This is a genomic window from Bacillus horti, assembly GCF_030813115.1.
In the GTDB taxonomy this organism is placed as follows: domain Bacteria; phylum Bacillota; class Bacilli; order Caldalkalibacillales; family JCM-10596; genus Bacillus_CH; species Bacillus_CH horti.
The window spans coordinates 1-12,959 of record NZ_JAUSTY010000015.1; the positions used below are offsets into that span (position 1 = coordinate 1).

The window sequence follows — 12,959 nt, forward strand, 5'->3', positions numbered from 1 at the left end:
ACCTGACATTCTCCACTCTCCTTCTCAATCTGTCAATGTTGAAAATGGGAGAATACGCGAGAAAACGCGAGAAAACATTACTTTATAGTGGGAGGGGAACTGTTGATTACAGGTGGAAATCGAGGTGTAGGTTTAGAATTAGTACGAGTATTTCATGAAAATGGACATACCGTATTTCCAGTTGTAAAAAGGAAAGAATCTCTAGTTTCTCTTAATGAAATGTTCACTGATAGATGTCATCCCGTATTGACAGATATAAGTAAAGATGAGGGTATTGCAGAAATAACTTCTCAGTTCAGTTTCTATGCTAACCATCTGGATATCGTTATTAACAATGCTGGCATACCGGGACAAACATATGAAATAGAGAAAGTAAGTACACAAGAGTTAATGGATTTATATAATATCCATTGCTTAGGTGTGGTTAGGACTGTACAAGCAACCCTAACTTATTTACGTAAATCTTCAAATCCTCGTATTATTAATCTTTCTTCCCGGTTAGGTTCATTATCTAAGATGTCAAGTGGTGAATTTGCAAAGGGGAAGTTTTCATATTCTTATCGGATCGCAAAAGCAGCACAAAATATGCTTACGCTGTGTTTAAATCAAGAGCTAGAGGATATTCCTATTTCAGTTACAGCTATCCATCCAGGAAAGCTACAAACATCATCTGGAGCTTATGTGCTGATATGAGTCCAGAAGAAGCAGCTACTCGAATATGTACTTGGCTTGTACATTCTAAAGAAGATATAGCCGGTAGGTTTCTTGAACCACTTGTGTCAGAAATGAGCTGGTAAAGTTTATATATCATTCTATTCCCACCCCGTCCTAAAGATAGGACGGGGTTTACATTTAAACAGGACTTTGATCGCTTTTAACCCGTTTCTTACATAAGTAACATTTTTTACGTTCAAATTAATGAACTGTAAAAGCCTAAGGATCATCGCTTTACTTCTCTGACAGGATACAATGAGGAAGGCTAGGAGAAGAATGTAATCTTAATGGTACATTTAGATTTAGTTATGCTTTAGAACAGATGTCTTTTCCTTATTGACAATCCCTTCGACAGGCAGTATATTTAATTGATACTGATTCTCATTATCGATTACATATATGGAGAGTATAGATAGTCAGTATAAAAAACATATTACTTAAACATAGAAGGAGAATGAAGCAATGAGAAATCAAAAGCAATTATTCAAAGGCTTACTTATTATAGCTGCCATTATAGTATTCCTAGTTGGGTGCTCTAGTCCATCATCTAATGATGAGACACCAACTACCATAGCAAACGAGAATGAAACTGAAACGGAAAATAATGATACGACTAATACTGAAACAACTGATTCTCAAGAAGTAGAAGAGGTTGACTATCCGATTGTCATTGAGCATGCTTTTGGTGAAACTGTTATTGAGAGTAAGCCTGAACGAATTGCCACTATCCAATGGGCAAATCATGATGTTGCACTTGCTCTTGGAGTTGTACCTGTAGGCTTTTCAGCAGCGAACTTTGGTGTAGAGGATGACAGCGGGCTATTGCCATGGACAGCGGCAAAGCTTGATGAGCTTGGAGTAACTGAGCCGAATATATATCAGGATACGGACGGTTTAGACTTTGAAGCTATTGCCGATTCTAATCCGGATGTTATTCTGGCTGCCTATTCAGGTATCACACAAGAGGATTACGATATTCTTGTTCAAATCGCTCCAGTTGTGCCTTATACGAATACACCTTGGGTTACGACTTGGCGTGAGCAAATCATGCTGAACGCAAAAGGTATGGGTATGGAAGCAGAAGGTGAAGAACTAATTGCGACTACTGAAAACTTGATTCAGGAGAAAGCAAGCGAGTATCCAGAGATGGAAGGGAAGAAAGTGGTATGGGTGAACTTCTCAGCGAATGACATGTCTCGTCTACATCTATATACCCCTGTGGACCCTCGTGTTTCTTTCTTGAATGAGCTAGGAATGGTTAATCCAGAAAGTGTGACGGAGCAGATTGAGGATGAAAATAGCTATTCCTTACGATTAAGTGCTGAGAACGCCGATGTTTTAAACGATGCGGATATCTTAATCGGCTATGGTGATGAAAGCTTGTATGAAGCGGTGAAAGCCGATCCACTACTTGGTCAAATTCCAGCCATCCAAAGAGGATCTGTAGTGTTTATAGGAAATGGTACATCCTTAGCGGCCTCAGGTACTCCAAATCCACTTTCTATTGCGTATACGATTGATGATTACCTGGAATTAATCGGAGAATCCATTAGTAAAATCAATGAATGATGTGTCGACTGATAAAAACAAAAGGCTAAGCATCTATCTCCCTAAGCATTTTAAAAAGGTGCTAGTCCTTTCAATAATTTTACTAGGTATATGCGTGGTGCTGTCACTAGTCCTAGGCTCTCGTATGATCAGCTGGGATGAGCTGATAGCCGGTCTATTTCAACCTGAAGTGGACTCCTACGGGGCGAACGTCGTTCGCCAAAGGATTGCTCGTACCATATTCAGCTTATTTTGTGGTGCGGCACTCGGTGTATCTGGAGCTTTGATGCAGGCTGTCACACGTAATCCAATTGCTGACCCGAGCATACTTGGCGTAAACACAGGTGCAGCCTTGTTCATTGTTATTGGCATGGCATTTTGGAATATAAGTACGGCTAGTGAGTACATCTGGCTGGCTTTAATTGGAGCTATGATTACCGCTGTATTCGTATACGGAATCGGCTCCATGGGGCGTGGTGGTGCTACGCCCCTTAAGCTTGTCTTAGCAGGAGCTGCTACAAGTGCAGCCCTCTCCTCTCTGGTGAGTGCCATCATGCTTCCACGCGCTTATGTTATGAATCAATTTCGATTTTGGCAAGTTGGAAGTGTAGGGGCAGCTAATTGGAGTGTAATTGGCACGTTCCTTCCTTTTCTGATTACAGGTATTGTACTGGGAGTGATAGCAGCTTCGGCGCTCAATGCATTGGCATTAGGAGATGAGGTGGCTAAAGGGCAGGGTGTACGGACGGGAGTTTTGAAACTAGTCGCTGCATTTGCAGGTGTTATATTGTGTGGGGCAACAACTGCTTTGGCAGGCCCTATTGGCTTTGTCGGTCTGTTATCCGCTCATCTCATCCGGCTTCTGCTTGGACCTGATATGCGTTTTATCATCCCAATGTCAGCAATAGCTGGCGCTGTTGTATTAACATTATCCGATGTTAGTGGTAGAATCATCGGCAGTCCTGGAGAGCTTGAAGCAGGTGTTGTAACTGCTTTTATAGGAGCTCCGTTACTTATACTACTCGCTATGAGAATGAAAGTGCGTTCATTATGAAAAATATAAATAAATCAATTACATTCATTATGGAGGGTAGACTTCGAAGGTGGCGCAGGTGGATCGTGGTTACTAGCTTACTTACGCTACTCGCCTGTATCCTAAGCTGTACAATGCTTTTGCTGGGTAATACCTTGTATTCGGTTCAAGATGTGGTCTCAGCACTTTTGGGTGAACAGATTAGTGGGGTATCCTTTGCAGTCAATACGATCCGTCTGCCTAGGCTGATAGCAGGTCTCTTAGCTGGATTTGCCTTTGGTCTTGCCGGCAACACCTTTCAGACAATGCTACGCAATCCTTTAGCTAATCCAGATGTGATCGGTATAACTGCCGGTTCAAGTGCAGCAGCCCTTGTTTGTATCCTTATCTTTCAGACAAGTAATTTTGTTGTTTCCGTTTCGTCAGTCATTGCAGGTTTGGTTACAGTATCCTTTATATACGCAATGTCCAGAGGGAAGTCATTTTCGATTGGAAGATTAATTCTAGTAGGGATTGGAATACAGGCCATGCTCAGCTCAGTCATATCTTATCTTCTGATGGTGGGAGATCAACAGGATATTCCTACAGCGCTCCGCTGGCTCAGTGGTAGTCTCAATGGCTCTCAGATGAATTCACTCCCGCCACTTGCGATCACAGTATTGATCTGTGCTCCAATCGTAATCGTGTTAGGTAAGCATCTTAGTATTTTAGAGCTAGGGGAACAATCAGCTTCTTCTCTTGGATTAAATACAGACAGGACTCTGATGCTACTTATTTTAAGCTCCGTTTGTTTAATTGCTCTAGCTACTGCGACAACGGGACCGATTGCTTTCGTCGCTTTTCTGTCAGGGCCGATCGCCAAACGATTAGTTGGTGTGGGCTTTTCAAACGTTATTCCAGCAGGTTTAGTTGGTGTGAACTTAGTTTTGGCGGCGGATTTAATTGGACAATTTGCTTTTGATGTCCGCTTTCCAGTGGGTATCATTACCGGTATCTTAGGAGCGCCTTATTTGCTCTATTTACTTATTCGTATGAATCGAAAGGGAAGCTTATAATGAAACGGATACACCAATTTCAAACTGAACAAATCATAGCAGGATACGACAACAAAACGATTCTTCAAGGTGTCACCCTTGAGATTCCTAGTAATCAAATTAGCGTAATTATTGGAGCAAATGCCTGTGGTAAATCTACCCTTCTTAAAACGATGGCAAGATTAATCAAGGCCGAATCAGGAGTCATTAGCTTGGATGGAAAGCTAATCAGCAAATTCCCTCCTAAGCAATTAGCACGGGTTTTGGGGCTGCTTCCGCAATCACCTATTGTGCCTGAGGGCATATCTGTTGCTGATTTGGTTGGACGTGGAAGATTTCCTCACCAGTCCATACTCAAAGGCTGGACTAAGGGGGATTATGAAGCTGTTGCTGAAGCTATGGATATTATGAATATCACAGAGCTTGCAGACCGAAATATAGACGAGTTATCTGGAGGACAAAGACAACGTGTGTGGATTGCTATGGCTCTGGCACAGCAAACAGACATTTTGTTTTTAGATGAGCCGACAACATTTTTAGATATCACTTATCAGGTAGAGATCCTAGATCTGCTCACCGACCTGAACCGAAAACACGGCACAACAATTGTGATGGTTCTACATGATATTAACCTGTCGGCTCGTTACGCAGATCATATCTTTGCCCTGCGTCAGGGGGAGCTTGTGGCTGAAGGAGAACCATCTGAGGTCATTACCAGTGCATTGGTTAAAGACATATTTGGTCTCAATTGCATGGTGATTAAAGACCCTGTTTCTGGTTCTCCACTAGTGATTCCTAAAGGAAGGCATCATGCTAATGATGGGCAAGGAGATAAGTAACACAACAGAAACAATTTTTACAGAGGGAATGCTTAATGAAAGTATACTAAGTTACTGACTCATTTGCCCGCCATCAACGGTATAGATGGATTGTGTAACATAGGATGCATCGTCAGATAACAGGAACAAAGCTACATTGGCAACTTCCTCTGCCTCTCCATATCTTCCCATAGGTACGGCAGCGCTGAACGCTTGTTTAGCTCCTTCAGCATCTTCAGGAACAGTGTTCTTTTCAATTTGGCGCATCATACGTGTATTAATTACACCTGGAGCCAAGGCATTAACTCTAACGTTGTGAGGAGCTACCTCTAGAGCAACAACTTTAGTCATCCCAATTACGGCATGCTTAGAGCTGTTGTAGCCTACGAAGCCTGGTGACCCGATCAAGCCTGCTCCGGAGGCCGTATTGACGATACTTCCGTAGCCCTGTTTTTTCATTACTGGAACAACGTATTTTAAGCCAAAGAAAACACCTTTTACGTTAATGTTTAAAACAAGCTCAAACGTCTCGGTAGGATAATCTTCAACATTGGCTGTTATACCCTCGATTCCAGCATTGTTGAAGAAGCCATCAATTTTTCCGAATTTATTAACTGTAGTGTCTACGTATGCTTTAACCTCATCCTCATTTGCTACATTAGCTTGCAAAGCAAGTGCATTGGAGTCATTTAGTCTCATTTCAGAAATAACCTCTTGAACCGCTTCTAGCTTCAAATCTACAAGAGCAAGCTTTGCTCCTTGTTCTGCAAGCTTTTTCGCTGTTACTTTACCAATCCCTCCAGCAGCTCCTGTAATAATAACCACTTTATCTTCAAATTTTCCCATAATCATTTCCTCCCTAGAGAAGTATTACTAATTTGAGCTTCACGGATTAGGTTGTACAATTAGTGCGTTGTATATTCTCCATGAAGTGTTCTTTCAGCATAGTTTTAAATCTCTAAGAGTGGTAAAATAAAGAATAATTAAAAAGATAGTGTGCTCGCCAGATACAAAAATTAACTGGTATCTATCGGATTAACATTTTGTGAGATGACTTACTAATATGAAGCATTGTCAACGCCACCTTCTGTTGTTACCGCAAACTAAAAATCTGTTAAGATTTATCGCTTCAATGTATATCTCTGAGATCGACAGGTTTGCCTGTAAGACTGTCCTCAAACATATCAATAATAACTAAGAAATGCTCTGCTTCTCGGAAAACATGATCAGCTAAAAGAGGATGAATAATGCTTTTAATTTTGCAGGCATCAATTAAATCACGTGCTGTTTTCTTGAAATCACGAAGCGACTTAACCGAAACTCTGTTCTGATCAAGAAACTGATCTAGCAGTGGTACAGTTTGGGATTGAGGGCGCATTGAGCTAAGATCCTGAGCTTGGAAAAGTAGTTGGTCAAACTCTTCGCTAAAATGATTGGCTTGCTCTACAAGTCTTCTCTCAGAAGGGTCTAATAAATGACTGATAAACTTTGCATGATCAGCCATTATTTTTAGAAAAAATACATTCTCATCAATAATTGCATCTGGTAGAGGCTCCATGCGTCCCATATTTAACTCCATTAATCGATTCCTAAAATAATTCGCTTCCCTACTTACATGATCGACCAACAAAGGGAAATTATTAGCGCCAGGGAGCTTACATTGCAAAATTAAGCCAAGGACTTTTCTCTTGAAAACCCAAATGTAAGAAGCGGCACTATAGACTTCTTCATTAAACTGTCTAATCACCTGAGCGTCTGTTCCCTCTGTAAATGTATTGGCTCGGTTTTCAATGGACTCAAAAATAGCATAAAATTGCTCTGCTTCATTAATTAATTGAGTATCTTCACATCTGAATCCTAGTTTAAGGAATAGAGAGTGCTCTTTCATTATTCTTGACCAAAATCGTACCTCTTCTAGTGATCGCTCGACAAACTCGTTTGACAAAGGTTTTTCCTCCTTTGGTTTGGTTCCTTTCCCATACCATATGTGAGTATGCTAGGACATTATGTCTATTTAATTATGTATGAGTGTATTGGTATAGGAGGAGATTTTTAAATCCAAATTAAGGAGAGTACAATGAAGGATTATATTAAAAAATACAGATTATTCTTATATATATTACTGCCATTTGTTCTTAGTTTTTTAATAAACAGTTTTATAGAATTGATAGTTCCTGTTTACATTTTATTAATTTGGCCATTATGCATATCCTTTGTAATATATTGGTTTTGGGTGGGTAAACAATTTGCAAAAGTAAAGTTCAACAAGATTAAAAGTTTTATTATAGGAAATGTATGGTGGGGGATATCAGTTGGACTATACTATTGGCAATTTATTATATTAGATGATTCTAATAGAAATCTGTTTTTGGCGGCATTATCTCAATATTATGCGTTGTTTATCTTACCAATTGCACATAGAATAATAGCCTTATTTTCAAATGTTTTTGACTTTACTCAAAGTATTATTCTATCTTACATAATAATGATTGTTATTTTTACACTAGGGTTTGTTTTTCAGCTTGTTAGAATGAAAATTAATGAAAGCAATACTGTAAGCCATTAAGTCAAATTGTAAGGGGTTATCTGATGAGTTTATTCATAAAAGTTAGATTAGCAAAAAAAGAAGATGTAGATCAACTAGTTAAAATGAGATGGGATTTTACAAACGAACACAGACAGATTCCGGTTGAAGATAAAGAGTACGATGCATTCTATGATGAATGTAAGTCATTTTTGTTAGAGGCAATTCATAATGGCAGGTGGTTTATATGGGTTGCTGAAACTGAAGAACAGATCGTTTCTCATATTTATATTGAGCTTATTAATAAGGTTCCTAGACCAGGTAGGAAGACAAACCCGTTTACATACATGACAAACGTTTATACTTTGCCGGAATACAGAGGTAAGGGAATAGGAAGTCAGTTGCTTCAGGAAATTGAGAGCTGGTCAAAGGATAATGAATATAAATTTATTATTGTTTGGCCAAGTGATGAGAGTATAGATTTTTATAAAAGAAACGGATATAAGTTATGCAATGATCCGATGGAATTAGTAATAGAATAGAGGGATAAGTATGAACGATCAACAGCTTTCCTGAACTATTAACGGAATGATTTATCGGATAATTAAAGAGAGGGGATATTTATGGAACTTTATGAAATTAATCAAAAATTAAGAGAAACTAGAGACGAATTACTCGAAACTCTTAAGGGATTGAATGCAGATCAATTAAATAAACGCAAAGACCCAAACACTTGGAGCATTAGTCAAATATGTGAACACCTATGTAAGACAGAAGAATTGTATGTCATTGCCATAAAGAAGGGATTAAGTAGGAAAGAGGATTCGTTCATAGAAAAAAAATCATTAGACTTTCTACTTGATAGAAGTACGAAGTTAGAAGCTCCAGACATTGCTAAACCAACGGATGCTTATTTAGAATATGATGATATCATCAAAAAATTGAGCAACTCAAGACTGAAGTTACATGAATTATTAAACACAGTAGAGGATCCATCAATCTTAAGTAGAAGACATTTTGTACACCCTGTCTTTAGAGAAATGTTATTAATTGAATGGGTTAGGTCGCTGTACTTACATGAACAAAGACATATGAAGCAAATTAATGAAATTAAGGATCGTTTACCATAAGAGGAAACGAATCTTGAAAAAGCTGCTGTTGAAGCCGAAGGAATGTTAAGAATCAAGCCAAATAGAAGTATGTAGAATGATATAATAATAAATGAGTGAATTTTCAGTATACAAAAAGTATAGTTAATATTCCCATTTTTGTGTATAATGATTTTGTATAAAAACACAAATTTAATAAAGGGGGAGACTGGCTTGTCTAAAAAGTGGTTATTTATCCTGATCGCAATCTTGGCTGTTGTAAGCGGTTGCGGGCAGACAACCGGTAGTGGAGAGGATACGATTAAGCTTGGCATTACTCAGTATGTGGAGCATCCTTCTCTTGATGCGGCACGTGAAGGATTTATAGAGGCTCTAGCAGATCATGGTTATGTTGAAGGGGAAAATCTAACGATTGACCTACAAAATGCCCAAACCAATAGTGGAACAAATGCAACGATCGCTCAGCAGTTTGCTTCAGGAGATTATGACCTGATTTTGGCGATTGCTACACCAAGTGCTCAGGCGGTAGTGACACAGGTACGTGACACTGGAAAAGATACACCGATTTTCTTTACCGCAATTACCGATCCTGTTGCTGCTGGTCTAATTGAAAGCTTTGAAGAGCCGGGATCGAACGTTACAGGTACGTCAGATACTCACCCTGATGCCGTTTCAAATGTGCTAAAAGCAGCTAAAGAAATGTTCCCGCAAGCAGAAAAGGTTGGAATCATCTATGACGCGGGGGAGGATAACTCTGTTGAAAACGTAGCACAAGCAAAAGAAGTGTTGAATGAGCTCGGATTGGAAGCGGTGGAGAAAACGGCTACAGACCCGAACGGAGTCAGTACGGCTGCGAATTCACTTATCGGTGAAGCTGATGTGATCTACATTCCTTTAGATAACCTTGTTGTTAGTAATCTAGAGTCTGTAGGTATGGTTGCCCAGGAAAATGGCATCCCGATATTTGTCGGTGAAGGCGATTCTGTGGAAAGAGCCGGAGGAGGATTTGTAGGCTACGGCTTCAAATATTTTGATTTAGGCTACCAAACAGGAGAAATGGCTGTAAAGGTGATCAAAGATGGAGTTAATCCAGCGGATATTCCGGCAGAACGTCCATCTACTTTAGGGTTATATGTAAACTATAAAAATGCTGAAGCACAAGGCATTAGTAACAGTAAGGACCTTATCCGAAATCTACCTGAGGAGCTAAGACAAAACCTAGTTGAGTTTGAGTGAACTACCCACCACATAACACCAAAGGTATTTGAAGTGGGGGCTTCCAACTGATGAATAGCTTGGAATTTTTTCAGTGAAGTTTGGCATTTAACTTGCGACCGTGTAGGCAACCCTTATTCACTGTGGATGATTCACACATCCATTATCCCTACTTGCCCATGGATGGGCTGGCATCAGCGTTCGCCCAGGATGGGCGGTTCTTAGCTGATGTTCCTCTTTCTTTATCAGTTTGGGAGTACATGGTTAAGGTTCTAATTACCTTGAACATTTTACGCACAGAAGGTTCCTATTTCTTCTCTGTGCAACCTCATATGTTCAGTTTTCAAAGAACATATGTTTCATTATAGCGCATGTGTTTGTGTTTTGCTATACAAAAAAGGTGATTCATCTCCCACCTAAAGCTTCACTTTTGAGGAAGGAGTCTTCTCACCTAATGAATAGATAAAAAACTGGCCATGGGGGTCATATCCTGTGGCTTTTTTCCTAACATCACGGAACAAAGGAGGGTTAAGATGGCACAGCTCTATGGAGCCATTGAAATTGGACTTATTTTTGCCATTATGGCATTAGGTGTATATATTACTTTTCGTATTCTTAATTTTCCTGATCTGACGGTAGACGGGAGCTTTACCTCTGGAGGTGCAGTAGCAGCCGTTATGATTGTATCGGGGGTTTCACCGCTTTTATCTACTTTTAGTGCCCTAATAGTTGGCTTTATCTTCGGTTGCTTTACCGGTATCATCCATACGAAAGGAAAAATCAATGGGCTTCTGGCAGGGATTCTTGCCATGATTGCTCTGTATTCGATCAATTTGAGGATCATGGGACGACCTAATGTGGCATTGATTTCAGAAGAAACACTGAAGCAGCAGGTCAAAGGCTTTTTCAGCGATTATCTCCCTTTTTTGGCTAGGTTTGATCTAATTATCGCCATGGCCCTGGTTGTGCTCTTGATCAAGCTGGCTTTAGACTGGTTTCTAAAAACTGAAATTGGGATGGCCATACGTGCAACAGGGGATAACCAACGTATGATTCGCAGCTATACAGTAAACACAGATATTTCAATTATCCTGGGAGTAGGGCTATCCAACGGACTTGTTGCCCTATCAGGGGCGCTCTTTGCTCAGTACCAAGGAAATGCAAATGCTACGATGGGAGTTGGGATGATCATTATTGGCCTCGCTTCCGTTATTATTGGGGAGGCTATTTTTGGCACTAAAACACTCCGCCGAGTTACAATGGCTGTCGCAGGTGGTTCGATTATTTACTATTTTGCGGTTTCTTTGGCTCTAAGACTAGGGTTAAATGCTTCAGATTTGCGTTTAATAACAGCCATCATAGTTATTTTTGCTCTAGTTGCTCCTCAAATCATGAAAGCACTTCATGAAAAACGAAAAAGGGCTATCCGTCAGCAACAGGCTGATCAGGTAAGAGAAGAGATAAAGTCATAAGAGGGGGATAAAAGCATGCTTCGACTTCAAAAAATCCAGAAAATATTTAATGAGGGAACCACAGATCAAAAAATTGCTTTACAGGCTATTGACCTTCACTTAGAGCCCGGAGATTTTGTTACAGTAATAGGTAGCAACGGAGCGGGAAAATCTACTTTGATGAATATCATCTCAGGGGTTATGATTCCCGATATTGGAACGATTGAAATCGATGGGAAGAGAGTCAATCATCTAAAAGAGCATCAACGTGCCCCTATGATAGGACGAGTTTTCCAGGATCCAATGGCTGGAACAGCACCGAATATGACTATTGAGGAGAACTTGGCACTCGCCTATTCTAGGGATAAGAGAAGAACGCTTAGAAGTGGAATTAATAAACAGAGAAGAACTTTATTCCGTGAAGCGCTTGAATCGCTGAATCTTGGACTTGAGAACCGCTTATCTGCTAAGGTTGGCTTGCTTTCAGGTGGTGAGCGTCAGGCGCTGAGCTTGTTAATGGCCACGTTTACAAAACCCAAAATGCTGCTGCTTGATGAACATACGGCAGCTCTTGACCCTGCAAGAGCAGAGCTTATTACAAGTCTCACACAGGAGATCATTAAAGATGGAAATCTTACGGCAATTATGGTCACACATAATATGCAGCAGGCTTTGGATCTGGGGAATCGGCTAATCATGATGGACCATGGTAGAATTATATTAGAGGTACAGCACGAAGAAAAGGAACAGTTGACTATAGATAAGCTACTCGCAGAATTCAAACGCCTTCGTGGAGAGACGTTTGCCAGTGACAAAGCAATATTAGGGTAAGATTTAATGAGAAGCATCCCAAATATCACGTTAAGGTGGATTGGGGTGCTTGCTTAAAGCGAAGTCAATTTTTTATTGTAGGCTATACTTCTAGCAAAGTAAATTTTTCTTAACAGAAAGGCGATAGTGCTATGTTTTTTCTTCAAATGTCAGGGTTTCCTGGTTCAGGTAAGTCTACTCTTTCAAGAGAAATAGCTAAACGAACGGGTGCCCTTATTATTGACCACGACATTACAAAGTCAGCTATGATAAAATCCTTAGGAAGCATGAAGCTTGATTCAAAAGATTTAGGGAAAGTATCTTATGAAGTGGATTGGGCATACATAGAATTTTACTTATCTCAAGGTTATGATGTCATTTTAGATAGTCCTTGTCTTTATTCTGAGATGATAGAGAAAGGTCTATATTTAAGCAGAAAGTATCAGGCAAGATACAAGTACGTAGAATGCTACCTAAATGATTATTCAGAGATCAGTTACAGACTTCGAAATAGATCTCGTATGGCTAGCCAAATCTCTGAGGCTCACAAAGAATCATTTAATCATTTTATTGATGCTAGTAAAAGACCATCTGATCACAAATATCTCATTGTTGATACTTCTAATCCGTTAGAGGTGTATTTTGATGAAGTTATCTGTTATTTAGATGAAGTATAGAAATTTAAGATGAAATGGAGAATGCT

13 protein-coding genes and 1 pseudogene are annotated in these 12,959 nt (G+C 39.8%); 12 read left to right on the top strand and 2 right to left on the bottom strand.

What is annotated here, in order from left to right; genetic code table 11:
* The first annotated feature begins 99 nt into the window (after positions 1-99).
* The 5 genes and pseudogenes from J2S11_RS15805 to J2S11_RS15825 all read left to right on the top strand — a co-directional run bounded on the left by J2S11_RS15805 (position 100) and on the right by J2S11_RS15825 (position 5,168).
* Positions 100-797, top strand: a pseudogene (locus J2S11_RS15805) (SDR family NAD(P)-dependent oxidoreductase).
* Between the two features lie 379 nt (positions 798-1,176).
* Complete coding sequence (locus J2S11_RS15810) at positions 1,177-2,283, top strand: iron-siderophore ABC transporter substrate-binding protein (protein WP_307396152.1); 1,107 nt, start codon at positions 1,177-1,179, stop codon at positions 2,281-2,283.
* Positions 2,276-3,316, top strand: coding sequence for a FecCD family ABC transporter permease (locus J2S11_RS15815; protein WP_307396153.1), 1,041 nt, complete (start codon positions 2,276-2,278; stop codon positions 3,314-3,316). Before J2S11_RS15810 ends, J2S11_RS15815 begins: the two co-directional genes overlap by 8 nt.
* A complete protein-coding gene (locus J2S11_RS15820; protein WP_307396154.1) occupies positions 3,313-4,350 on the top strand; it encodes a FecCD family ABC transporter permease in 1,038 nt (345 codons plus the stop codon). The genes J2S11_RS15815 and J2S11_RS15820 overlap by 4 nt, the downstream gene beginning before the upstream one ends.
* Positions 4,350-5,168 (top strand): ABC transporter ATP-binding protein, encoded by an 819-nt coding sequence (locus tag J2S11_RS15825; RefSeq protein WP_307396156.1) that lies wholly within the window; start codon positions 4,350-4,352, stop codon positions 5,166-5,168. Before J2S11_RS15820 ends, J2S11_RS15825 begins: the two co-directional genes overlap by 1 nt.
* 51 nt (positions 5,169-5,219) lie before the next feature.
* Here the strand turns inward: J2S11_RS15825 and J2S11_RS15830 are convergent, their stop codons facing one another.
* Complete coding sequence (locus tag J2S11_RS15830; protein WP_307396158.1) at positions 5,220-5,993, bottom strand: SDR family NAD(P)-dependent oxidoreductase; 774 nt, start codon at positions 5,991-5,993, stop codon at positions 5,220-5,222.
* A 283-nt stretch (positions 5,994-6,276) separates the two neighbouring features.
* On the bottom strand, positions 6,277-7,092 hold the full coding sequence (locus tag J2S11_RS15835; protein WP_307396160.1) for a DUF2935 domain-containing protein: 816 nt from the start codon (positions 7,090-7,092) through the stop codon (positions 6,277-6,279).
* A 132-nt stretch (positions 7,093-7,224) separates the two neighbouring features.
* Here J2S11_RS15835 and J2S11_RS15840 point away from each other — a divergent pair, with 132 nt between their 5' ends.
* From J2S11_RS15840 to J2S11_RS15870, 7 genes are all read left to right on the top strand, one after another.
* Positions 7,225-7,713 (top strand): hypothetical protein, encoded by a 489-nt coding sequence (locus J2S11_RS15840; protein ID WP_307396162.1) that lies wholly within the window; start codon positions 7,225-7,227, stop codon positions 7,711-7,713.
* Between the two features lie 23 nt (positions 7,714-7,736).
* Positions 7,737-8,213, top strand: a complete 477-nt coding sequence (locus J2S11_RS15845; RefSeq protein WP_307396164.1) for a GNAT family N-acetyltransferase — start codon at positions 7,737-7,739, stop codon at positions 8,211-8,213.
* Positions 8,214-8,294: 81 nt separating this feature from the next.
* The gene (locus J2S11_RS15850) at positions 8,295-8,801 is read left to right on the top strand and encodes a DinB family protein (protein ID WP_307396166.1); all 507 of its coding nucleotides are present in this window, start codon (positions 8,295-8,297) and stop codon (positions 8,799-8,801) included.
* Between the two features lie 192 nt (positions 8,802-8,993).
* Positions 8,994-10,016 (top strand): ABC transporter substrate-binding protein, encoded by a 1,023-nt coding sequence (locus J2S11_RS15855; RefSeq protein ID WP_307396168.1) that lies wholly within the window; start codon positions 8,994-8,996, stop codon positions 10,014-10,016.
* Between the two features lie 512 nt (positions 10,017-10,528).
* Complete coding sequence (locus tag J2S11_RS15860; protein WP_307396169.1) at positions 10,529-11,467, top strand: ABC transporter permease; 939 nt, start codon at positions 10,529-10,531, stop codon at positions 11,465-11,467.
* Positions 11,468-11,482: 15 nt separating this feature from the next.
* Entirely contained in the window at positions 11,483-12,277 is a 795-nt protein-coding gene (locus tag J2S11_RS15865) for an ABC transporter ATP-binding protein (RefSeq protein WP_307396171.1), read from the top strand.
* A gap of 131 nt (positions 12,278-12,408) precedes the next feature.
* The gene (locus J2S11_RS15870; protein WP_307396173.1) at positions 12,409-12,933 is read left to right on the top strand and encodes a P-loop nucleotide/nucleoside kinase family protein; all 525 of its coding nucleotides are present in this window, start codon (positions 12,409-12,411) and stop codon (positions 12,931-12,933) included.
* Positions 12,934-12,959: the final 26 nt, after the last annotated feature.